19 protein-coding genes are annotated in these 24139 nt (G+C 46.2%); 15 read left to right on the top strand and 4 right to left on the bottom strand.

All coding sequences use genetic code 11. The annotated features are described in order from the left end of the window. Positions 1–6: 6 nt before the first annotated feature. The 8 genes from carB to ACN081_RS06760 all read left to right on the top strand — a co-directional run bounded on the left by carB (position 7) and on the right by ACN081_RS06760 (position 10495). Positions 7–3339 (top strand): carbamoyl-phosphate synthase large subunit, encoded by a 3333-nt coding sequence (gene carB, locus ACN081_RS06725; protein ID WP_419107326.1) that lies wholly within the window; start codon positions 7–9, stop codon positions 3337–3339. Continuing rightward, positions 3332–4195, top strand: coding sequence for an orotidine-5'-phosphate decarboxylase (pyrF, locus tag ACN081_RS06730; RefSeq protein ID WP_419107327.1), 864 nt, complete (start codon positions 3332–3334; stop codon positions 4193–4195). Before carB ends, pyrF begins: the two co-directional genes overlap by 8 nt. A 220-nt stretch (positions 4196–4415) precedes the next feature. Next, positions 4416–4730 (top strand): integration host factor, actinobacterial type, encoded by a 315-nt coding sequence (gene mihF, locus ACN081_RS06735; RefSeq protein WP_419103762.1) that lies wholly within the window; start codon positions 4416–4418, stop codon positions 4728–4730. A 12-nt stretch (positions 4731–4742) separates the two neighbouring features. After that, positions 4743–5321: a guanylate kinase gene (gmk, locus tag ACN081_RS06740; protein ID WP_419103763.1), complete on the top strand. Its 579-nt coding sequence runs from the start codon at positions 4743–4745 to the stop codon at positions 5319–5321. Positions 5322–5472: 151 nt separating this feature from the next. Then, the gene (rpoZ, locus tag ACN081_RS06745; protein WP_419107328.1) at positions 5473–5877 is read left to right on the top strand and encodes a DNA-directed RNA polymerase subunit omega; all 405 of its coding nucleotides are present in this window, start codon (positions 5473–5475) and stop codon (positions 5875–5877) included. 31 nt (positions 5878–5908) lie between these two features. Beyond that, entirely contained in the window at positions 5909–7147 is a 1239-nt protein-coding gene (gene coaBC, locus ACN081_RS06750; RefSeq protein WP_419107329.1) for a bifunctional phosphopantothenoylcysteine decarboxylase/phosphopantothenate--cysteine ligase CoaBC, read from the top strand. A gap of 40 nt (positions 7148–7187) precedes the next feature. After that, positions 7188–8390, top strand: coding sequence for a methionine adenosyltransferase (metK, locus tag ACN081_RS06755; RefSeq protein WP_419103766.1), 1203 nt, complete (start codon positions 7188–7190; stop codon positions 8388–8390). 14 nt (positions 8391–8404) lie between these two features. Next, positions 8405–10495, top strand: a complete 2091-nt coding sequence (locus tag ACN081_RS06760) for a primosomal protein N' (protein WP_419103767.1) — start codon at positions 8405–8407, stop codon at positions 10493–10495. Here the strand turns inward: ACN081_RS06760 and ACN081_RS06765 are convergent. Next, on the bottom strand, positions 10492–11601 hold the full coding sequence (locus tag ACN081_RS06765; RefSeq protein WP_419107330.1) for a glycosyltransferase family 4 protein: 1110 nt from the start codon (positions 11599–11601) through the stop codon (positions 10492–10494). The genes ACN081_RS06760 and ACN081_RS06765 overlap by 4 nt on opposite strands. Continuing rightward, the gene (locus tag ACN081_RS06770; RefSeq protein WP_419103769.1) at positions 11598–12506 is read right to left on the bottom strand and encodes an alpha/beta fold hydrolase; all 909 of its coding nucleotides are present in this window, start codon (positions 12504–12506) and stop codon (positions 11598–11600) included. Before ACN081_RS06770 ends, ACN081_RS06765 begins: the two co-directional genes overlap by 4 nt. Before the next feature lie 170 nt (positions 12507–12676). On the opposite strand from ACN081_RS06770, the gene leuS reads away from it, so the two are divergent. The 5 genes from leuS to holA all read left to right on the top strand — a co-directional run bounded on the left by leuS (position 12677) and on the right by holA (position 19666). Beyond that, positions 12677–15220, top strand: a complete 2544-nt coding sequence (gene leuS / locus ACN081_RS06775; RefSeq protein ID WP_419107339.1) for a leucine--tRNA ligase — start codon at positions 12677–12679, stop codon at positions 15218–15220. A gap of 78 nt (positions 15221–15298) precedes the next feature. Continuing rightward, positions 15299–16204: a DegV family protein gene (locus ACN081_RS06780; protein ID WP_419107331.1), complete on the top strand. Its 906-nt coding sequence runs from the start codon at positions 15299–15301 to the stop codon at positions 16202–16204. A 110-nt stretch (positions 16205–16314) separates the two neighbouring features. Beyond that, entirely contained in the window at positions 16315–17130 is an 816-nt protein-coding gene (locus ACN081_RS06785; protein ID WP_419107332.1) for a helix-hairpin-helix domain-containing protein, read from the top strand. Between the two features lie 257 nt (positions 17131–17387). Then, complete coding sequence (locus ACN081_RS06790; protein ID WP_419107333.1) at positions 17388–18629, top strand: ComEC/Rec2 family competence protein; 1242 nt, start codon at positions 17388–17390, stop codon at positions 18627–18629. A gap of 35 nt (positions 18630–18664) precedes the next feature. After that, a complete protein-coding gene (holA, locus tag ACN081_RS06795) occupies positions 18665–19666 on the top strand; it encodes a DNA polymerase III subunit delta (RefSeq protein ID WP_419107334.1) in 1002 nt (333 codons plus the stop codon). Between the two features lie 109 nt (positions 19667–19775). On the opposite strand, the gene rpsT is transcribed toward holA, so the two are convergent. Both rpsT and ACN081_RS06805 read right to left on the bottom strand, forming a co-directional pair. Further along, entirely contained in the window at positions 19776–20039 is a 264-nt protein-coding gene (gene rpsT / locus ACN081_RS06800; protein ID WP_419101688.1) for a 30S ribosomal protein S20, read from the bottom strand. 198 nt (positions 20040–20237) lie between these two features. Further along, the gene (locus tag ACN081_RS06805) at positions 20238–20780 is read right to left on the bottom strand and encodes a type II toxin-antitoxin system PemK/MazF family toxin (RefSeq protein ID WP_419107335.1); all 543 of its coding nucleotides are present in this window, start codon (positions 20778–20780) and stop codon (positions 20238–20240) included. Positions 20781–20950: 170 nt separating this feature from the next. Between ACN081_RS06805 and lepA the strand changes: the two genes are divergently transcribed. Both lepA and hemW read left to right on the top strand, forming a co-directional pair. Next, the gene (gene lepA / locus ACN081_RS06810; RefSeq protein WP_419103775.1) at positions 20951–22807 is read left to right on the top strand and encodes a translation elongation factor 4; all 1857 of its coding nucleotides are present in this window, start codon (positions 20951–20953) and stop codon (positions 22805–22807) included. A 44-nt stretch (positions 22808–22851) separates the two neighbouring features. Then, positions 22852–24051, top strand: a complete 1200-nt coding sequence (gene hemW / locus ACN081_RS06815; protein WP_419103780.1) for a radical SAM family heme chaperone HemW — start codon at positions 22852–22854, stop codon at positions 24049–24051. The last annotated feature ends 88 nt before the right edge of the window (positions 24052–24139 follow it).

Raw genomic sequence — 24139 nt, forward strand, 5'->3', positions numbered from 1 at the left:
TAAACAATGCCACGTAGAAAAGACCTCAACTCTGTGCTCGTTATCGGTTCTGGCCCTATTGTGATTGGGCAGGCAGCCGAGTTCGATTATTCCGGCACTCAGGCGCTTCGAGTTCTCAAGGAAGAAGGAATCCGAGTGATTCTTGTGAACTCAAACCCTGCGACGATTATGACTGACCCAGAGTTTGCTGATGCAACATATATTGAACCAATCAGCGCAGAAGTTATTGAAAAAATTATTGAAAAAGAGCGTCCTGACGCGATCTTGCCAACTCTTGGTGGGCAGACAGCCCTCAACGCCGCAATTGACCTTGACCGCCAAGGTGTTTTGGCAAAGTATCAGGTAGAGCTGATTGGTGCGAATATTGAAGCTATTAATCTTGGTGAAGACCGAGAAAAGTTCAAGGGTGTCGTAGAACGTGCTGGTGGTGAGTCTGCTCGCTCGGTCATCGTTCATAGCATGCCAGAAGCTTTGGCGGCAGCTGAAAAACTAGGTTACCCGATGGTGGTGCGCCCTTCCTTTACAATGGGCGGTTTAGGTTCTGGTATGGCTTATAACGAAGAAGACTTATACCGTATTGCCGGTGCTGGTATTCAGTACAGCCCCACGAGTGAGGTTCTTTTAGAAGAATCTATTCTTGGGTGGAAAGAATACGAGCTAGAGATGATGCGTGATAAGAACGATAACGTTGTTGTTATTTGTTCTATCGAGAACTTTGACCCAGTAGGTGTGCATACGGGAGATTCCATTACTGTTGCACCAGCCTTAACCCTTACTGACCGTGAGTTCCAAAAGCTTCGTGATATTTCTATTAACGTTATTCGCGAGGTGGGTGTTGATACGGGTGGATGTAATATCCAGTTTGCGGTGGATCCTCATAGTGGTCGCGTTATCGTCATTGAGATGAACCCTCGTGTGTCTCGTTCTTCTGCTTTGGCTTCTAAAGCGACAGGGTTCCCTATCGCAAAGATTGCGACAAAGCTTTCATTGGGATACACCTTAGATGAAATCCCTAATGATATTACGCAGAAGACTCCGGCATCTTTTGAGCCAACCTTAGATTATGTTGTTGTTAAAGTTCCGCGTTTTGCATTTGAGAAGTTTCCCGCAGCTGACCCCACGCTAACAACAACGATGAAATCGGTCGGTGAGGCGATGGCATTAGGCCGTAACTTTACGGAGGCTCTGCAAAAAGCTATGCGTTCTTTGGAGCAGAAGGGGGCAGAATTCAGTTTTGATATTTCTTCTGCAACCGAGGAAGACCTCGATCAGTTACGTCAGCTTTGTGCCCGTCCGACGGCAGAGCGTATCCACTATGTTCAACAAGCGTTAGCTCTTGGTCTTGGGGTTGAGGAGCTCTACCAGCTTACTGGTATTGACCCATGGTTCTTAGACCAGTTGGTGTTGCTCAATGAAGTAGCAGAGAATATTCGTGAGCATAAAAACCTTGATGAGCAGACTCTACGTCTGGCGAAGAGACATGGTTTTTCTGATGCGCAGATTGCACATATCGTGGGTTCCTCAGAGGAAGTTGTTCGAGGTATCCGTTATGCCTTAGGTATTCGTCCTGTTTTCAAAACGGTTGATACTTGTGCTGCAGAGTTTGAGGCTTTTACTCCGTATCATTATTCTTCTTACGATATGGAAGATGAGATTGCACCACACCAAAAACCATCTGTGATGATTTTGGGTTCTGGTCCTAACCGTATCGGTCAGGGTATCGAATTCGATTATTCGTGTGTTCACGCCTCACTGGTGTTGCGTGAAGCGGGATATGAGACGGTGATGGTTAACTGCAATCCGGAGACAGTGTCAACTGATTATGACATTTCAACCCGTCTGTATTTTGAGCCTCTCACTCTTGAAAATGTTTTAGAGATTATTGATGCAGAGCGCCGTACTGGTGGTCTTCTTGGGGTGTTCGTTCAGTTGGGTGGGCAGACTCCGTTGAAACTCGCTCAGGCGTTGAAAGAAGCCGGTGTGCCGATTCTTGGCACTTCACCTGAATCTATTGATTTAGCAGAAGACCGTGGTGAATTCTCGCGAGTTCTTGAAGAAGCTGAACTGATTTCACCAAAGAATGGTACCGCTTTTACGTTTGAGAATGCTCGTCGTATTGCTGATGAGATTGGTTATCCAGTGTTGGTTCGTCCTTCCTATGTTTTGGGCGGTCGTGGTATGGAGATTGTGTATGAGCCTAAGCAATTGGCTCGTTATCTTGAGAACGCCACCGAGGTTTCGCCTTCACAACCTGCCTTGATTGATAAGTTCCTTGAGGACGCTATCGAAATTGATGTGGATGCTCTTTATGATGGTGAGCAACTTTATCTTGGTGGCGTGATGGAGCACATTGAAGAAGCGGGTATTCACTCTGGCGATTCAGCATGTACTTTACCTCCAATTACTTTGAGCCCTGACACTATTGCTCAAGTGAAGGAAGCAACGCTTAAGATTGCTCGTGGTGTCAACGTTCGTGGACTGATTAATATTCAGTTTGCGGTGCAATCTGATGTTTTGTATGTGATTGAGGCTAATCCTCGTGCTTCACGTACTGTTCCTTTTGTGTCAAAGGCTACAGGCGTTCAGTTAGCTAAGGCAGCAGCGTTAATTGGTATGGGCAAGAGTATTGCTCAGCTACAGTCTGAAGGTGTTTTGCCGGTCACCATGGATGGAGCTTCTTTGCCTTCAGATACTGCTATTGCGGTTAAAGAAGCAGTGCTTCCTTTTAGTCGTTTCCGTACCCCTGAAGGCGTGGTCGTGGACTCGTTGCTAAGCCCTGAGATGCGCTCTACTGGTGAGGTGATGGGCTTACATCGACATTTTGATACGGCTTTTGCGAAGGCAGAGAGTGCTGCTGGCGGGGCGTTACCTGTTGAAGGCAAGGTTTTTGTTTCTATTGCTAATAGGGATAAGCGTCATGCGATTATTTATGTTCGTATGTTGCAAAGTCTTGGCTTTGAAATTATTTCTACTGGTGGTACGGCACAGGTGTTACGTCGTAATGGTGTTGATTCTGTGGTTGTTCCAAAGATTGCTGAAACTACAGCAGATGAGAAATCCATTGTTCAGATGATTACTGAGGGTGAAATTTCGTTGATTCTTAATACACCTTCCGGTGGTGAGAATGCTCGCGGTGATGGGTATGAGATTCGTGCCGCAGCAACCTCTGTTGGTTGCCCTGTGATGACGACGGTATCGGAGTTTGGTGCAACGGTACAAGCAATTCAAGCGATGCGTGAGCACAGCTGGGATGTGATGACTTTACAAGAACATAGTGCTTCGTTAAAGGCTGAGCAGATGCGTCGTCTCAGTGAGTCTGAGGAGTTGGCTGATGCGTAATTCGTGTGTAGGTTTTGGCGATGTGCTGTTTCAGAAGATGGAGCAGTATGGGCCGTTATGTGTGGGTATTGATCCTCATCCTCAGCTTTTGCAGCAGTGGGGGTTGCCTGTTAGCGCTGATGGTGTAGAGCGTTTTTCGCAGTTAGTTCTTCAGACATGTGCTGGAAAAGTTGCTGCCGTCAAACCACAGGTTGCTTTTTTTGAGAGCTATGGTTCAGCTGGTTTCTTGGCTTTAGAGCGTTGTATCAAACAGGCTCAGAGCCTGGGGCTGTTGGTGATATCTGATGCAAAGCGTGGAGATATTGGTTCTACGATGAGTGCTTATGCTCATACGTGGTTGGATGATTCTTCGTCTCTTGCAAGTGATGCGCTGACTCTTAGTCCATATCTTGGGTTTGGAAGTTTATCTCCGGCGTTGGAACTTTCTGAGTCTCAAGGACGTGGGGTTTTTGTTCTGGCGTTGACGTCTAATCCTGAGGGTAAGAGTGTCCAGCATCGTGGGGGAGAGCGTTCTGTTGCTGCTGAGGTGATTCGTTCTGCTCAGGAGAGAAATGCTGAGCAGTCGTGGCAACGGATGGGCTCTTGTGGTCTCGTTGTTGGTGCGACAGTGGCTGATGCTTTAGATGTACTATCGATTGATTTGTCTGGTTTTAACGGTCCGATTTTAGCTCCAGGGTATGGTGCTCAGGGTGCTACGGCTGAACAATTGTATGAGGTTTTTTCTGGTTGCCAATCGCAGGTTTTGGTGAATTCTAGCCGTGGGGTTTTGTCTCGGGGTCCGTCTGTTGAGGGGCTTATTGATGCGATTGAAAGTTCGCAAGAAAATCTCAAAAATAATTTAAATGACAGAATATAATAATTCGTCGTTTATTAGGAGTGATTGGTCTAAATAATCTGACTTAATCTGAGTATCATCTAGTAGAAATATCCAGTAACGTCCCCTAAAGTGTTAGATTAATACACGTCAAAGGTGGTTTGTTCAGCACCTTGCATACCTTCGTATCGGGTGCTGAACAACCCACCAAAAGACAGGTTCGCAAATATAACACGTCACATTTACGCTAAGGGGAATTAGCATGGCACTCCGCCCACTCACCGAAGAAGAACGCGCAGCAGCTCGCGAAAAAGCTAAAGTTTCTCGCACCATTCGCGCTGAGGTCAAAGAATCTCTCAAAAAACGTGAAACAACTATCGCAGAAGTTCTCAAACGTGCTGATAATGAAGAAGCTGTGAGTAGACTAAAAGTAACAGATTTGCTAATGGCCCTTCCAAGCATTGGTGAGATTCGCGCTAACGCAATTCTTAAAGAACTCAATATCGCGCCGTCCCGCCGTTTACGCGGATTAGGTGTACACCAGCGACGCGCATTAATCGACTTCCTCGAACGCTAAAGGCGGTTTTCAATGACTGAGAGCACTACACCTCGACTCACTGTTTTAGCAGGACCTACCGCCGTAGGTAAAGGTACTGTTTCGCAGTATATTCGTGAGAATTATCCAGATGTATGGTTCTCAGTTTCAGCTACAACACGAGATCCGCGCCCTGGTGAAGAAGAAGGCGTACACTACTATTTCGTGTCCGATGAAGAATTCGATTCGATGGTAGAGAACCGCCAAATGCTTGAGTGGGCACAGGTTCATAATAAATATCGTTATGGAACCATGAAGAATATGGTCACTCGTGCTCTTGAATCGGGAAAACACGTCTTATTGGAGATTGATTTACAAGGTGCTCGTCAAGTGCGTAACAGCATGCCAGAAGCTCGGCTTATTTTCCTCGCTCCACCAAGCTGGGAAGAACTTGTTCGACGCTTAGTTGGACGCGGTACAGAGTCTGCTGAAGAGCAACAACAACGTCTAGATACCGCAAAAATTGAGTTGGCTGCTGAACCCGAGTTTGATCATACGGTAGTTAACGACACCGTTGCACAAGCTGCTCAAGAGATTATTGAGCTTATGGGTCTGGAAAAAACCTCAGCATAAAACTTCTACGAGGGGTGAGAATCTTTGCACTGAAGATTCTCGCCCCTCATAATATTTTTTATCGTAGAGTGCAATTTATCGGGCTTTTAGATATACTTATTTTTTGTCTTAGGCAAGTTTCTCTCTACGAAGCTTGCTGGTTGTCAATCTTATGGGAGTATTCGTGGCTAACGCACACAATGAAGAAGGAATCATCAACCCTAGCGCAGATGAGCTACTTGAAAAAGCAGAGTCTAAGTATGGTCTGGTGATTTTTGGCGCTCGTCGTGCCCGCCAGATTAACGCATACTACTCTCAGATGCACGAAAACCTTTTCGACCACGTAGGTCCTCTCGTCGACAGTGAACCTAACGAGAAGTCACTTTCTGTTGCAATGCGCGAAATTAACGAAGGCCTAATTGAAGCTCGTCACGTTAACGAGGGAACCTTCGATGAAAACGGTGATCTCATCCCTGAGGAAGCTCCTTCAGCTTTCTTGACCGGAGGGTTCTACAGCGAAGAATACTCTGAATCAGCACCTATCGTAGAATACGTAGACGCCGAAGACTCCGAATAAGGTTTTCGGCTTCTGTCAAGAAGAGCGCACTATGCGTATAGTTATCGGCATCGGAGGAGGCATCGCGGCGTATAAAGCCACGTCCCTCCTTCGTCTTTTTTCAAAAGCAGGGCATGAAGTCATCGCTATGCCCACAGAAACTGCCCTAAACTTTGTAGGTAAAGCAACTTTTGAAGCTCTCAGCGGCAACCCTGTAGCAACTTCTGTTTTTGAGCGAGTACCTGAAGTAAACCATGTCAAGCAAGCAGAAGATGCTGACGGTATTGTGATTGCACCTGCTACAGCAGATCTTCTCTCACGGTTAGCTTCTGGTCGCGCTGATGATCTTCTTAGCGCAACAGTACTTACCACCCACGCCCCAGTTATTCTTGCTCCAGCAATGCATACCCAGATGTGGGAACATCCTGCAACCACACACAACGTCCGTAAACTTCGAGAATACGGTTACCACGTTATTGAACCAGCAATTGGACGGCTCACGGGAAAAGACTCAGGTATTGGCAGAATGCCAGAACCTGAAGATATTTTTGAACAAGCCCTCAATGTTCTCAACCGCAATGTTCCAGACGGTACAGGCAACCAACCCTTTACCGGAAAACACATTGTGATTACTGCAGGTGGAACTCGAGAGCCTTTAGACCCGGTACGTTTCTTAGGTAATCGATCTTCTGGTAAACAAGGCGTAGCTTTGGCACGAGTAGCTCATTCTCTCGGTGCACGGGTTACTCTTATTGGTGCCCATCTACAAGTGCCCGTTCCCTCTACTGTAGAGCGCGTTGACGTTTCAACAACTGAAGAACTACGCCAAGCAGTTCATCACCATAGTGAGGGAGCGTATGCTCTCATCATGGCGGCTGCAGTTGCTGATTTTCGTCCAGCGCATTATGCAGAATACAAAATTAAGAAAACGGCGAATGACGACGAAGCCCCGACGATAGAGCTTGTCAGAAATCCTGATATTCTGCGTGAGATGGTTCAGCGAAAAGAGCACTCTGATCCTCAAGCGCCGAAGATTATTGTTGGTTTTGCCGCCGAAACGGGTAGCCAAGAAAAGACTGTACTAGAGCTCGGTCGTGAAAAGCTACAAAGAAAAGGGTGCGACTATCTTGCAATCAATCAGGTAGGAAAGACACTTGGCTTTGGTACCGACACCAATACGGTGACGCTACTCTCACAAGATTTAGCTACTGCCGTTGAGGTGAGTGGCTCAAAAGAAGACGTTGCTCAAGCCTTATTACTCCATATAGCGCAACATGTGCACAAAAATTAATATTTTTCTTTTATCCCGTCTAACTAAGTAGAGTAAATACGTGAATTCTCATCCTTCTCATCTTCGTTTATTTACCAGCGAGTCTGTTACTGAAGGTCACCCTGATAAAATTTGTGACCAGATTTCAGACGCAATTCTTGACGCTCTTCTCACCGAAGACCCTCATGCAAACGTGGCTGTTGAAACCATGGTAACCACCGGCCAAGTGCATGTTGCCGGCGAGGTCACAACCACGGGGTACGTCGATATTCCCTCTATCGTACGTAAGACCATCCTTGATATCGGATATAACTCTTCCACCCACGGTTTTGATGGTGAGTTCTGCGGCGTGTCGGTATCTATTGGTGAACAGTCTCCTGATATCAATGCTGGTGTTTATCATTCTCTAGAAACCCGTACCGGTTCTGAAGATGAACTAGACCGTCAAGGTGCTGGAGACCAAGGCATCATGTTTGGGTACGCATCAAACGAAACTGAAGTCCTCATGCCCGCGCCAATTTGGGTTGCACATCGATTGTCTGAACAGCTTACGGCTGTACGTAAAAATGGAACTCTTGAACGTTTACGCCCTGATGGAAAAACTCAAGTTACTCTCGGATATGACGGAAATACTCCCGTTTCAGTAGATACTGTTGTTGTGTCTACACAGCACACTAAAGACTATGATTTAGCTGAGCTTGAAGCTGATATCCGTCAACACGTCATTTCGCCGGTACTGCAAGATCTTGATTTTGACAGTTCTCAGGCCAAAATTATTATCAACCCTGCTGGACAGTTCGTTCAGGGCGGCCCAGTAGGTGACGCGGGACTTACCGGACGAAAAATTATTGTTGACACCTATGGGGGATTTGCCCGACATGGTGGAGGGGCGTTCTCCGGTAAGGATCCGTCAAAAGTTGATCGTTCTGCCGCATACGCTATGCGTTGGGTAGCAAAGAATGTTGTTGCTGCCGGACTTGCTGATCGTGCAGAGGTTCAGGTTGCTTATGCAATTGGTAAAGCTTCTCCTGTCGGACTGTATGTTGAGACTTTTGGAACTGAAAAAGTGAATCCCGTCATCATTGAACAGGCTATTCGCGAAGTCTTTGATTTACGTCCTTTAGCTATTATTCGTGATTTGGAGCTTCGCCGCCCAATTTATGCGAAGACGGCAGCTCACGGGCATTTCGGCCGTGAAGAAGAAACTTTTACGTGGGAGAGAACAAACCGCGTAGAAGAACTACGCGCCGCAGCAAATCTCTAAATATACTAGGTTCTATGACGAACGTTTCTTCTGCAGGGTCCTTGCAAACAGATTTGTTTGCGGGGACCCTCAATATCACCAATATGCTGAGGCAAGAACATCCTCTTGCTCAGCAGTTCCCTGTTGCGCGGGTGATACTAGAAACAGACGTCCCGCATCTTGACCGCGCATTTGACTATTTAGTTCCTGAATCTTTAGCTGATAGCGCTCAACCGGGAGTAAAAGTCAAAGTTCAGTTCAACGGGCAGAACATGATGGGATACATTAAATCTCGTCAAGATAGCAGTGAATATGACGGCAGCATGCGATATATCGATCAGATTATTTCGCCTGTTTCTTTAGTATCGCCAGAGATTTTTCAACTGGCAGAAACTCTTGCTGATCGTTATGCAAATATTCTTCCGCATGTTTTACGTTTAGCAATTCCAACACGAGTAGTTGGTGTGGAAGAGAAATTTCTTGCACAATCTCCAGAGTTCTTTCGTTCTCAAGCACCTTCTATCCATCTTAAAAAAGAACTCAACACTGCTCTTTTTGAGCCTTATGACGGGGGACTAGAATTCCTCGATGATACCAGTTCTGCTGTACCTACACGGGCAGTGATGAATACGTTGCCCACCGCCTCAGCAGCTTGGGAAGACATTCTTGCTGTTGCTCTAGTTAATACTATTGCATCGGGGCAAGGCGCTTTAGCTGTTGTCCCTGATAAAAAATCTTTAGAACGTTTAACCCACGCACTTTTAGAGTATATAGATGAAGAGAGCTTTGTCCGTCTTACGGCGCACGATAAACCCTCAGAGCGGTATCGCTCTTTTCTTAAAGTACGTTCTGGTGAAGTTTCTTTAGTCATTGGCACACGTTCGGCAGCTTATGCTCCCGTTCATCGGCTCGGACTAGTTGTGTGTTGGGACGATGGCGATGCTAACCATATAGAACAACGTGCCCCATATTGTCATGTGCGTGATGTTTTGACGTTGAGAGCAATTCAAGAACAGTGTGCAGCTCTTTTTGCTAGTTATTGTCTCAGTAGTGAGTCTGCTCGATTAGTTCGCACACGATGGGCTAGTTTCTTGGGTGCCCATCGTGAGATAGTGCGTGCTCATGCTCCGCGGGTTGTACCGGTAGGAGATGACTATCAGCTAGCACGTGATCCTTTAGCGGCTAAGGCTCGTATTCCTCATCTTGCTTTTGAAACTGCTCGTGCAGCATTGAAAAGAGGCCCCGTATTAGTTCAAGTTGCGCGTTCTGGATATATTCCGTCGTTATCATGTCAGCGTTGTAGAATGCCAGTTCGGTGCCCAGAATGCCGTGGCAGTGTTTCAGTAACGTCTTCTGAATCTATACCAAATTGTACTTGGTGTGGGCGCCTTATCCAGCAATGGTGTTGCCCTGAATGTGGCTCTCAGTCGTGGCGAAGCAGCGCTAAAGGGGTTTTACGTACGGCAGAAGAACTAGGAAGGGCTTTCCCCGGCGTTCCGATTATTTCTTCAGGCGGAGATCATGTCCGCAGTTCGGTAGGTTCTTCTGCTGCACTTGTGATTGCAACATCTGGTGCAGAGCCTGTGGCAGAAGGTGGTTATAGTGCCGCTTTATTGCTTGATGCAGATTCGATGTTACACCGAGATTCTTTGCGTGCTCCAGAAGTTGCTTTGCGTTCTTGGTTCAACGCGTCTGCGTTAGTTCGGTCTGCTGCGGAGGGGGGCACCGTGATTTGTACGGCTTCTCAGTCGTGGGCTTTAGAATCTTTAGTTCGTTGGGATTCACCGGCTTTTGCGCTTCGAGAACTTTCAGAGCGTCAAGAGCTTTCTTTACCGCCTGCTGTCCGTACAGCAGCTATTACAGGTACTCAACGAGCGGTAGAGTCTTTTGTTTCTTCACTATCTTTACCGGATGAAGTAATTGTTCGTGGGCCTTTGGAAGTCTGCGACCATAGTCTTTACTGGTCTGAGGAAGATGAAGAGTCCAACCAGTATCGAACCATTCTTTTCTTTAGTTTTGGTATTGCTCCAGAAGTTACTCATCATCTACGAACGACGCGTGCTTCGCAGTCCATACGTCAAGCTGAGCCGGTACAGATTCGTTGCGATGGTCTTGATATTTTCTAGGTATTAGCTCGTGTCATATTGGTGGCGACGTTAAGAAGTTGTAGCGCTGATTCTTTCCATGAAAATCGTTGTGCATCGCGTAGTCCTTCGCGAACCACCTGCTGATAGTGTGCGGTATTTTCTAAAGTTCTAATAGCTTGTACAAATGCTTGGGGGTCTTCTGGGTTGCAGTGTAACCCGTGAGGGGCAATTTCGTGGAATATATCGATATCGCTGATGACGACGGGGCATCCTTGTGCTTGAGCTTCAACAACAGGTAGTCCGTATCCTTCTGCTCGAGAGGCTGTGAGCAATGCGGTGCTTGTAGCTAAGAGTTGTTGATATTCTTCGTCACTGACTCCATGGCAAAACTCGATGTTATCGGTCACGTATTGGTGTAGTTCTTGCTGACGTTGTTCGCTGATACGAGAAAGCAACAATAGCCGGTACTCTGGTAAGTCTTTCATGGCTATCATGAGAGTTTCAACATTTTTATATTCCATAAAAGAGCCCATATAGAGGAGAGTTTTTTGACGGTGCGCGATACGGTCTTGGGCTTGTTCTTCGCTGACAATACTGCCGGTAGCAGCAGCATTAGGAATAATGTGTAAGGGTTTTTTGGTGAGGTGGTGTTGTCGAATCAGCTGGGCACTTGTCTGAGAAACGGTTGCCACAGCGTCGGCACGGTTGAGGAGCAAACGTTGTGGTGTGTAAGAGCGGTGGAAAAGTCTCCATCCCCATTGGATAGGACGCGGTAAAAAGCTTGGGGGAGTTGGGTGTTCGTAGTAGATGAGGTCGTGCAAGGTGAGGATTAGATGAAATTTTTTGCCCCAACTTCCAATAGTTTGCATGGGTGAGAAAACAACGTCTGGATGATATTTATTAAGTGTTCTTGCGATAAATGGCTCACGAATATTGGTGGGAGATGAGACGAGGATATAGTCCATATCAGGGAGCATTTTAAGCTGCCTGATGTCACTAATAGCCATGATAATCTCAAGGTCAGCGCAGAGGGGGTGCTGTTCATCGTGAAGTTTTTTGAGCGCTTCCAGTAACGATGCAGTGTAGCGACTAATACCATCGTGAAAGCCGTATCGGGTATAGCGGGCGTCAATAATGAGTCTCATGCGCTCTCTTCCATGATAAAACTCCGAATGAGTTGTGCAGCGTATCGGGGTGTCTCGTAATGAATCAGGTGACCAACTTCGGGGATAATGTCCATTTTCCCTCGACGTATTTTCTGGTACATCTCTTGTTGTGTTTCGAGTGTACCTAGGTCATCTTTTTCTGCAACTACCATGTGTACGGGAATGGGTACCTGAGCAATATATTCTGCGGCAGTGTGCTGTGTTGAGATTTGGTAGGCTTCATAGACACTTTGGGCGGATGCAAAAGAACCAAAATAGAGACGATGTTGAGTATTGATAAAAGATCGTAGGAGTGGATTCTTTGTTTTCATCATGATTTCGCTCATGACGCGTGTGATACTTTTTGAACGTAATAAAGGCAAGCCAAAGATTGGAGGAAGGTGCGCACCTAGCCAGTAATATCCCTGAACCGCGAGGGTGAGCAATTGAGCAGAGCTTTTGAGCGGATATTGGCTGATGGGGTTAATGAGCGATAGCTTTTTGATGTGTTGTGGGTAGGTGGATGCTGTATAGCTACAAATAATGGAACCGAAACTATGCCCGACAAGGTAGATAGAGCGATGTTCATTGCTGAGTGTAAGTATTAGAGCATGTAGCCATTGTCCGTAAGCGTCTATGTTGTGTTGGTCAGAAGGGAAGGGTTCTGTTCTGCCGAATCCTGGTAGGTCAGGGATAATAATGCGGTATTCAGACAGATATGAGCCGATAAGTTCTAGTCCGTGGTGGTCGCCTCTAAAACCGTGGATTAACAGTAGAGGTTCCCCTTCGGGGTTTCCGTATTCCCAGTACCAGGTAGATAGTCCATTGATGGTGAGGTGTTGGGCTGTCCCATGGGGGTAGGAGGTGGGAGGAACTTCAAAAATATTCTGTTCGGTTACACCCATGAGTACGATGTCGCTTTCTGGTTAGTATGCTCTTAAAATTCTTGTACCTTTAAGACTATGGCAACATTAACTGATGGGCTGGTCATCTATAAGGTGTTTTCACGATAGACTAAAGACAAATAAGTCTAAGAGCATTTAAAGTTTTGTCGCATGTGCATAACACACAGCACATTGAAGCTCATCGTACCGACGTTCAACAACCAAAGGAAATCGCTGTGTCAGCTGAGGTGAAAGCTACTAAAAACACGGAAAAGTCGTATGACTTCCGCGCTATTGAGCAAAAATGGCAACCCTATTGGGAAGAAACTAAGATTTTTAACCTAACGGGTGATGAAAACCGAGAAAAACGGTATGTCCTCGATATGTTCCCCTATCCTTCTGGTGACCTTCATATGGGTCACGCAGAAGCTTTTGCTGTTGGCGATGTCACTTCTCGTTATTGGAAACAGAAGGGGTTTGAAGTATTTCACCCTATTGGTTGGGACTCTTTTGGTCTGCCAGCAGAAAATGCTGCTATCAAGAACAATACCCACCCACGTGAATGGACATATAAGAACATTGAGACTCAGGCTGAGTCTTTTAAACGCTACGGTATTATGGTGGACTGGAGCCGACGCATCCACACCTCAGACCCCGAATACTACCGTTGGACTCAATGGCTGTTCCAACAGTTTTATCGTAAAGGACTTGCCTATCGTAAGTTCTCACAGGTGAATTGGTGCCCCAAAGACCAGACTGTTCTCGCAAATGAACAGGTCGTTGATGGCGCATGCGAACGTTGTAAATCTGAAGTCACCAAGAAGTCTCTAAATCAGTGGTATTTCAAGATTACTGATTATGCTCAAGAGCTTCTGGACGATATGGAACAAATCAGAGGTCATTGGCCAGATCGTGTTTTGGCAATGCAAAAAAACTGGATTGGGCGCTCTGAAGGTGCAGAGATTCGTTTTGATGTTGAAGCAGGCGGAGGAAAAGATAAAACCTCCATTACTGTTTTCAGCACTCGTCCAGATACTCTATACGGTGCGACCTTCTTCGTCGTTGCTGCAGATTCAGAGCTTGCTCTAGAAATCATTGCAGAAGACCAGAAAGAAGCCCTCGAAGAATACCGTGAAAAGATTAAAGCTTTTTCTGACATTGATCGTCAGTCTACAGAGAACGAGAAAAGTGGTATCTTTACCGGACGATACGCGTTTAACCCGCTAACCGGAGAGAAACTTCCTATTTGGGCTTCCGATTATGTTCTTGCAGATTATGGAACCGGCGCAATTATGGCTGTTCCAGCTCACGATCAGCGTGACCTCGAATTCGCGAAGGCCTTTGATCTTCCTATCGTAACGGTGGTAGATACTGGGGAAGAAGACCCAGCTATTTCAGGTGTTGCTACCACCGGCAACGGGAAACTTATCAATTCTGGTGAACTCACGGGACTTGATAAAACCGAAGCCATCAAGAAAGCTATCGAGATGATTGAGGCTGCTGGAACAGGTGAAGGTAAAGTTATTTACCGTCTACGTGACTGGTTGCTATCTCGTCAACGTTTCTGGGGCACTCCTATTCCTATTATTCATTGCGATGATTGTGGAGAAGTTCTTGTCCCTGAGGATCAGCTTCCTGTTCGTCTACCAGAAGACCTCAAGGGTGATGAACTCGCCCCTAAAGGTCAATCTCCTCTAGCAGCAGCCGAACAATGGAATACTGTAGACTGCCCACAATGTGGCAAGAGCGCTAAACGTGACTCTGACACGATGGATACCTTCGTGGATTCTTCGTGGTATTTCCTCCGTTACCTCTCACCAGATGAAGACCAAGCACCGTTCAACAAAGAAGCTGTCCAGCAGTGGGGCTCAGTTGATATGTATATCGGCGGTGTGGAGCACGCAATTTTGCATCTACTATATGCTCGTTTCTTCACCAAGGTCATTCGCGATCTGGGCATGATTGATTTTGATGAGCCTTTTGCCTCTTTGATGAATCAAGGACAGGTCCTCAACCGTGGTAAAGCTATGTCTAAGTCTTTGGGTAATGGTGTGAACCTCGGTGAACAGCTCGATACTTTCGGTGTTGACGCTATTCGCACAACTATGGTTTTTGCCTCTCCACCAGAAGATGATATTGACTGGTCTGATGTATCTCCCGGTGGTGCACAGAAGTTCTTGGCTCGTGCATGGCGTATTGCCGCAGACGTTACTTCAGAACCTGACGTCGATTATCAGAATGGAGATAAGAATCTGCGGTACTTTGTACACCGCACGGTTCGTGATGCTACCGAAAATATCGAAAGCGGTAAATTTAACGTCATGGTCGCAAAAACCATGGAATTGGTGAATGCGACACGTAAGGTCATTGACTCTGGTACGGGACCGGCTGATCCTGCAGTTCGCGAAGCAGCTGAAGTTATTGCTATTTTGCTTTCTTTGTATGCACCATATACCGCAGAAGATATGTGGCATATTCTAGGTCATGACGCTCCTGTACTGACTGCCGGTTGGCCACAGGTCGATGAGTCATTATTTGCTGATGAAATGGTGACTGCTATCGTACAGATTAAAGGTAAGGTCAAAGACCGTTTTGAGGTTTCTCCACAAATTAGTGAAGAAGAGCTAAAGCAAAAAGCCTTGAACTCAGAGACGATTCAACGTCTTATCGGCGATTCTCAGGTTGTTAAAGTGATTGTTCGAGCACCTAAACTCGTCAACATCGTAACCGCCTAGTAGAGTTATGTATGTGGGTGTGGAAGTATGACTTTCACACCCACATATGTTTTTAAGTTCTAGGGAGATAGGAGAAGAATGGTGCGCCGTATTGCTGTTGTGACGGATTCCTCAGCTGCTTTAGATAAAAGTACTCTTCGTCATCTCGTAGATTCTGGCGGTTTTGCGATGATTCCCTTAGACGTCTTTATCGATGATCAGTTAGTTTCTGAGAAGTTTGTAAAGTCAGCTGAACCTTCTTTAGAAGAACAAGAAGCCGTAGTTCTTGCTCATGTTTTAGGGCAAAAAGTACATACCTCAGCTCCTTCTCCAGAACGTTTCCGGAGTGTCTATGAGAGTTTCGCAGCTCAAGGTTACGAGGCTATTCTTTCCCTACATCTGTCTCGACATCTTTCGAGCGCTTATTCTTTTGCTTGTACAGCTGCTACACATAGTCCAATCCCTGTGTATGTCGTTGATTCTCAGACTGTGGGTATGGCTCTAGGACATGTTGTCTTATCTCTCCACACGATGATTTCGCAAGGTTTCGATGCTGCTGAGTTATCTCAAGTAGCGGTGGAAATGCTTGAAAATACGGATATCTTTTTCTACGTGCCAACTCTTGACGCGTTACGCCGCGGTGGAAGAGTTCATCCAGCGCTTGCACGAGTAGGACAAATGTTGCAGATTCGTCCAGTGGGAACTATTCGTGAGGGGAAGCTGATGTATCTTCATCGTCCTCGTTCGTTGGAGCGAGCGCAGTCCCTGCTAGCAGAGGTGGTGTCTGAGCGTTCTGTCTGTAAAGGGGCTGAACAGTATCAGCTGGAGCAAGTAGCAACACCTTCTCCTCGTGGTCGTATTGTTGCTGTTCATTATTGTGCGCAGGAATTGGAGGCCCGACGTTGGGCTTCTTCTTATCGTATTCATCCTGATTTTTTTACTCCGCTGCCGACGGTTCTTGCTGCTCATGCAGGGCTTGGGGCGTTGGCGGTTGTGGTGTATTAGTGATTCTCAGGGTGCACCATACCCTGTGCACGAGTAGATTAGAGTAGAGATTTATCCACATTTTTTCGTGAGATTGATGTTTTTTTGTGCGCTTTTTTAGACTCAGGTCTATGAAAAGTTTTTCTGATGTGTCCTCTCAATATTTATCTTCTGATACGGATCGGTGTTCGTCAGATGATGCCCCTGCGTATCGTCTTTATCGTGCTCGTCATATTGATGGTAGGGAACGATCTGCGAGCTTATATGAGGATATAGGTGAGCCTGAGGTTGATAGTCAAGAGCGGTATAGGCATCGGGTGATACGCTGGAAGATACCATGGGCCGTTGCCATTCTTTTATGCATCATTTTAGCGGTATGTAGTGTACTGGCGTTCTTTTCCTCTTCACGTCACGAATCATCTATTGATGAAAAAGAAGTTTCTTCTTCTGAGGTGTATTCTTCTGTGGAGGAACCTTTAGCTAGTGTTCACTCTTCGGGGTCTGCTCCTTCTGTGTGGGTTCATGTTGTGGGTGCGGTGAAGTCTCCGGGACTTTATGAGCTTCCTGATCAAAGTCGTGTTGCTGATGCTATTTCAGCAGCGCAAGGACTGGTAGATGATGCCAATCCAGATTCTATTAACTTGGCGTCAAAGATAACGGATGGTCAGCAGGTACGTGTTCTTTTTCAAGGACAGTCCGTTGATGCTGTTCAAGGGGTTTCTCCGCAGAATCATCAAACAGGTGATGTTGTTGGTTCATTGGTTAATATTAATACTGCTTCTGCTCAGGAGTTAGAGACTCTTCCTCGGGTAGGTCCCGCGACGGCACAAAAAATTATTGAGTTTCGTCAGGCTCATGGAGGTTTTCGTGATGTTGATGAGCTCGAGAGTGTTTCGGGTATTGGTCCAGCACTTCTTGAACGTCTTCGGCCTTTAGTGCGAGTTTAATGATGGCGTCGACTGAACGTATTGTTTCTTCATATCATGATGTTCGTTTAGTTTTGGTTGCACTGTGTATCTGGGTTTATACGTTAATCAGCTATGCAGGTTTTGGGTTATCAGGTGATGTTCTTGTTGTATGCGGGGGCGTGGCATGTTGTGTTGTATGCGGGCTATTTCTTGTATCACCATATTTGAGGGTACTTTTCCCAGTATGTTTGACGCTGTGTAGTGTGTTTTTAGCGGTTTGCTGTCAGGGATTGAATTTGTCTGCCAGGGATATTACAAGTTCTGTTCATGTTCTTGAGCAAGTTGAGGGTGGTTCTACACGTTTTTGGGGGAGTGTCCAACGTTCTTCGCAGATATCTTCTCATCGTTATGCTGTGTATTTTCATGCTGAAAAGGTTTTTGCCCCTTCTTTAAAGCAGCCTCAGGTGTTGAATCTTCCCCTGATGTTTTTCTCCTCAGAGCGCCTTGAGGAGGGGACTTTTGTGAAGGTTATTGGTGTTCCAGAAAGCTCTATATTTCAGTTTCGGTTAAATTCAGCTAAGGTGTATCCGTTATCGGAGCCTGTGTCTTCTCCTGTTAAAAGGGTTAAAGAACAGGTGGCACAGTATGCCTCAGGTACGGTAGGTGCTGCGGAGAGCGCATTGATTTTAGGGCTAGGGTATGGTGATGATAGCCAGCTTCCGTCTCAGAACCGGCAGGAGTTTCGAGTTTCGGGGTTAACACATCTAACCGCTGTATCTGGTGCAAATATTGCTTTTATTTTTGTATTGTTTTATCGATTTTTAACGTATTTTAGGGTTAGCCGCTCTTATGCTATTTTCTGTGCATCTATGGTGACGTTCTTTTATGCTGGTGTTGTTGGTTGGGAGGATTCGGTACTGAGAGCGTGGGTGATGGGTGCTCTCGGCGCTTATACCGTGTTACGGGGTAGCATAAAATACCCGTTGCATCTCTTGTCGTTGAGTGTCATTGTTCTATTAGTGTATTCTCCTGAGTTGGCGATGAGCGTAGGGTTTTCTCTTTCTGTCATCTCTTCAGGTGCGCTCATAGTATTTGCACCAGTTTTGGTAGATATTTTTTCGTCGTATTTTCCGTTATGGTTGTCGGAGCTTTTAGCGATTCCTTTAGCAGCTTCGTTATGGTGTGCACCAGTGCTTGTTCTTATGACGCAGACGATTACTCCGTATACGGTTCTTGCAAATATGCTTGCTAGTGTTTGTGTTCTTCCGCTAAGTGTTGTGGGGTTGTGTGTCTTATGTTGTTCGTGGTGTCAATGGTTTTGGATGGTTGATATTTTGCTACAGGTAGGTTGGTATCCTGCCCATATATTAGTGTTGATTGCACGAGGTATTACACGTTTACCGTTCAGTTCAATAGCGGTTCCTTCTGGTAGTCTGAGCGTGATAGTTGTGGCCGGTGTTGTTATGGTGCTAACTGGTATTTCATTTTGCGTGATGTTGTCCAAAGAAAAGTTCTTTAGGGTTTCTATGAGAAAATAGGGTTTATCTCTTGGTCGCGTTGAAAGGCACATCTTATGGCGAGGAAGTCTCGTTCATCTTCTACTAGTTCTGCATTGTCGTGGCGTTCAGTTCAGTTGGCGCCAGTTACGTTGTTATGGGGTAGTGAAGAATATTTTATTTCGCGTGCAAAGACACGGATTCGTGCACAGTTTATGGAACGCTATCCAGAAGCTGATCGTGTAGAGATTTCTGCCAAGGATTATCGAAGAGGGGAACTTGCTGCGGCCTCTAGCCCATCGTTATTTAGTACCTCAAAGATTATTGAAGTAGATCAGCTTTCTTCGATGAGTGAGGATTTTCTTCATGATGTGATGGATTATCTTCAACGTCCTGAGCAGCATATAGCTATGGTGTTGTCTCATAATGCTTCGAACAGCAGGGGGAAGAAGTTGGTTGATTTTTTCCGTTCCTCAGAGTCTTTTCCCTTCGTTGAGTGTAAACCGCTTAAGACAGATCGTGAGAAGTTAGAGTTTGTCTCTCAGGAGTTTAAAGATCATCGAAAAACTATCGATGCTAAAGCTATTCAGCTACTGGTGGCTGCTACTGGTGCTGATACCGCAGAGTTAGCTTCTGCGTGTTCTCAGCTAATGAGTGATGCGCCTGATGTTGTGACAGAAGAACTAGTCCATCAATATTATGGGGGAAGAACAGAGGTCACAGCGTTTAAAGTCTCTGATGCAGTGGTTTCTGGTAATAGTAGGTTAGCATTGACTCTTTTACGTCATGCTTTAGCAACAGGTGTTGACCCTATTCCTCTTGTTGGTGCTTTAGCTGCTCGTATGCGTCATATTGCTAAAGTTTATGGGAGCCGCGGGAATACTACCGTTCTAGCTTCAGAGTTGAAAATGGCGCCGTGGCAGGTTGAACAAGCTCAACGCGATTCACGGCGTTTTTCGGAGCAAGATTTAGCGGAGATTTTTCGTGTTTTAGCAGAAGTTGATGCTCAACTTAAAGGGGAGGGTACAGACCCCTTATTTGCTCTTGAAAAAGCGATTCTTACGATGAGTCGTTCATAGTGGTTCCAAAGGGACATAGATATGGGTAGTCCCCGGTAAGTTAACTTACCGGGGACTACCCATCACTTCGCTAATAGACAGTTACCGCCCCAAGGGACGATAAGTGAAATTAGGAAAGCTTATTTACTCGTACAGCAAGACCTGATTTCTTGTTAGCAGCGGTCTTCTTGTGAAGAACGCCCTTAGAAACAGCCTTGTCCAGTTTGCGGCTTGCAAAACGAAGTGCAGCAGTTGCTTCTTCTACGTTCTGCGCCTCAACAGCTTCGTTAACCTTGCGGATAGCGGTCTTAAGCTCGGACTTGTAAGCGTTGTTACGAAGGCGAGCCTTCTCGTTGGTGAGGATGCGCTTTTTCTGGGACTTGATATTAGCCACGATTAAAACTTTCTTTTTGTCTAATTGGTCGGTGAGGGCTACGCTGATCGATCATCGACTGAGCGGCGTGGGGATGCCTATGGCAACCGATCAGCAGTGCCCGATGACCATCGGACACACATAGAAAACTCTAGCAGAAACTTACAGCAGAGTCAGCAGAGTTATTCCCCACAATTGCCGTGTTGTTTGAGAATCCTCTCACGCACCACGGCGAGCTAGTGCCTGATGAACACGGTCAAAAGTCGCTTTATCCATCACGGCTCCCTCTCGACGCATATCTGCAGGACTTACCCGAATGATTCGATCGAGTTTCACTTCAGATGGGCGGCCACTTTTATCCCAAGACCCTGCCCCAATATCCATATAATTTCGGTCTCGGTGAGTTGAGTTTGTATGATCTTTACTCGTCAGCATCAAGGCCAGTAAATATTGTCCGTCTCGTCCAATAAGAAGAACAGGACGGTCTTTTCCTTGAGTATGGTCTTCTTCATAAGGCACCCACGTCCACACCACTTCACCGGGGTCTGGCTCTCCGTCAAGGTGGGGAGAATATTCAAAATGTACAGGGCCACGATAATCACCAGGGTAGCGAGCTGCAAAATCTTCACGACGGGTTGTACCGCTATCGGAGCTTCTGCGGGGTGCAGAGTCCGCTGATCCTTGCTGAATTTTTTGGAACTCTCGGTATGCTCTTTGAGCAAGACTGATAATACGGCGCACCGTTGAAATATTAAACTTCATTCCCTTAACATAACTGTTTTGAGCATTATTGTCTGCTTGTTATCGAGATTACCGCCATTATCTTCACTGTTTACCACGTCTTAGACAGCAGAAAAACAGAAAACATGGGAAACTAGATACTTGATGATCACATTATTCGCAGGTTTCTGCGGCTGAAAGGAATGCCCTACGTGTCACCTCTAGCTGCCAACGCTCCCGTTCCCGCGGCAACGTCACCAGAAATTATCCGCAATTTCTGTATTATCGCTCATATTGATCACGGGAAATCTACGTTGGCTGACCGCATGCTTCAAGCGACCGGCGTTGTTACACCGCGCGACATGAAAGCGCAGTACCTTGACCGCATGGACATTGAACGCGAACGTGGAATCACCATTAAATCGCAGGCTGTGCGCATGCCGTGGGAGGTTGATGGTACAGCCTATGCTTTGAATATGATTGACACTCCCGGCCACGTTGACTTTACATATGAGGTCTCTCGTTCCTTAGCAGCATGCGAAGGCGCATTACTACTTGTTGATGCGGCTCAAGGAATTGAAGCTCAGACTCTCGCTAATCTATATTTAGCGATGGAAAATGAGCTAACCATTATTCCAGTCCTCAATAAAATTGATTTACCGGCGGCAATGCCTGACAAGTATGCTGAGGAGCTGGCAAATCTTATTGGTGTTGAACCAGAAGATGTCTTAAGAGTCTCTGGTAAAACCGGTGAAGGTGTGGAAGAACTCCTTGACCGCATTGTTGAGCTGATTCCTGCCCCTCAAGGCTCTGCTGAGGCACCGGCACGCGCCATGATTTTTGATTCGGTTTACGATTCTTACCGCGGCGTCGTCACCTATGTTCGTGTTGTGGACGGACAGCTAAGCCCTCGTCAAAAAATCAAGATGATGTCTACCGGCGCGGAACACGACTTATTAGAAATTGGTGTTATCTCTCCCGAACCTATTCCGTCGAAAGGTCTTGGAGTCGGAGAGGTCGGGTATCTTATTACCGGTGTGAAAGATGTACGCCAGTCTCGCGTTGGTGATACCGTTACGTCTTCTCATCATCCAGCAGAGGAATCTCTTGGAGGGTATGAAGATCCTAAACCGATGGTCTTTTCAGGGTTATTCCCTATCGACGGCTCTGACTATCCTGCCCTTCGAGACGCTCTCGACAAGCTGAAGCTCAATGACGCAGCATTAGTATATGAACCAGAGACCTCAGCTGCATTAGGTTTTGGTTTCCGTTGCGGATTCTTAGGTCTTCTGCACCTTGAAATTGTGCGTGAACGTCTAGAACGAGAATTTAACTTAGATCTCATCTCTACCGCACCTAACGTTATCTACGATGTGGTTGATGAGTCAGGAACTTCTCGACGAGTCACGAACCCTAGTGAGTTCCCTGAAGGAAAAGTCGCCCTCATCAAAGAGCCGATGGTTGCTTGTACTATCATTGCACCCAGTGAATTTATCGGCGCGATTATGGAACTTTGCCAGTCACGACGTGGCATCATGGGTGGAATGGATTATCTATCTCAAGATCGTGTTGAGCTACGATACCGTATCCCTCTTGCAGAAATTGTTTTTGACTTCTTCGACCAGCTCAAATCACGTACCCGTGGTTATGCTTCCCTTGACTGGAAATTTGATGGTGAAGAAGAAGCTGACTTGGTTAAGGTAGACATTCTCTTACAGGGCGAAAAAGTAGATGCTTTCTCTGCTATCACTCACCGTGATAAGGCATATTCTTATGGTGTGATGATGACAGGAAAACTACGTACTCTCATCCCTCGTCAACAATTCGAGGTACCGATTCAAGCGGCTATTGGCTCTCGCATTATTGCTCGCGAGAATATTCGTGCTATCCGTAAGGATGTTCTCTCCAAATGCTATGGTGGCGATATTTCTCGTAAACGTAAACTTTTGGAGAAACAAAAAGAGGGTAAGAAACGTATGAAGATGGTCGGTCGAGTAGAAGTTCCTCAAGAGGCTTTCATTGCGGCTCTATCATCAACTGAAGAAGCTAAGGACAAGTCTAAGAAGTGACCCCTCCGGCGCAGCCTTTAGGTATTCCTGCTCCTAGCGATGGGATGATACCCGCTGATTCTGCCGCAGCTAGTCAAGAACAAGAGTTTAGTCTGTACGTTCACGTACCTTTCTGCTCTATCCGATGTGGCTATTGTGACTTTAACACCTACGCTACTGAAGATTTTGGGCAAGGTGTCGGTTTAGCTACGTATGCAAACGACGCTATAGCAGAGTTAGACTTTGCTCAGCAGGTCTTGAAACGTTCTGGTGTTCCTGAACGAACTATGAATACGGTATTTTTTGGGGGAGGAACACCCACGAAATTACCCTCAGCAGATCTCGTCAGAATACTACATCATGCCATCGAACTTTTTGGGTTATCCCCAGATGCAGAGGTCACTACTGAAGCTAACCCTGACTCTGTATTAGAAAAAGATTTAAGCGTGCTTGCAGCTGGTGGATTCACACGCGTTTCGATTGGTATGCAGTCAGTTGTCCCTGAAGTTCTTTCAGTACTTGAACGAACCCATACTCCAGAGAACGTACCGAAAGTTGTTTCGTGGGCTTCTCAGGAGGGGTTACAGACTTCTGTTGATTTAATTTATGGTTCACCGGGGGAGACACTTGAACAGTGGAGACGTTCTGTAGAAGCTGCGATTAGTTACGAACCTGACCATATTTCTGCGTATTCGCTCATTGTTGAAGATGGCACAAAACTTGCTGCTCAGATTCGTCGCGGAAAGTATCATATGCCAGATGAAGATCTCATGGCAGATATGTATCTGTTAGCAGAAGAACTGCTTACAGAAGCGGGATACCATTGGTATGAAGTGTCAAACTATGCTAAGGCTCCACAGTATCGGAGTACTCATAACTATTCGTATTGGCGTAACCAAGATTGGTGGGGAATCGGTCCTGGAGCGCATTCTCATATTGCTGGTACACGCTGGTGGAATGTTAAACATCCCGTAACCTATGCGCATCGTCTTCGGCAAGGAGATTCACCGGCAGCAGCTCGTGAAATTCTTGATCACAAGACACAGTTTTTTGAAAAGGTGATGTTGGAGCTCCGTACTGTCGATGGTATCCCTTATGAGGTCTTAGCGAATATACACGGTACTGAAACTCTCGACCGAAAGCTTCGGTGGCTACAAAATCAGGGACTTATTGATGATGAGCAACTTAAACGCGGTGTTGTGGGGCTGACTCTTCAGGGACGTTTATTAGGTGATGCGGTCACCAGAGAACTGCTTCCAGAATAATTTTTTGCTTTCGAGGTGTTCTGATAAAACTGTGGGTGGTGTTGTTGTTTCTCGTGCACGTCGTATTGAGCAGTTCCTCTCTCAGAAC

This window comes from Rothia sp. P13129, from assembly GCF_048512865.1.
Taxonomy (GTDB): domain Bacteria; phylum Actinomycetota; class Actinomycetes; order Actinomycetales; family Micrococcaceae; genus Rothia.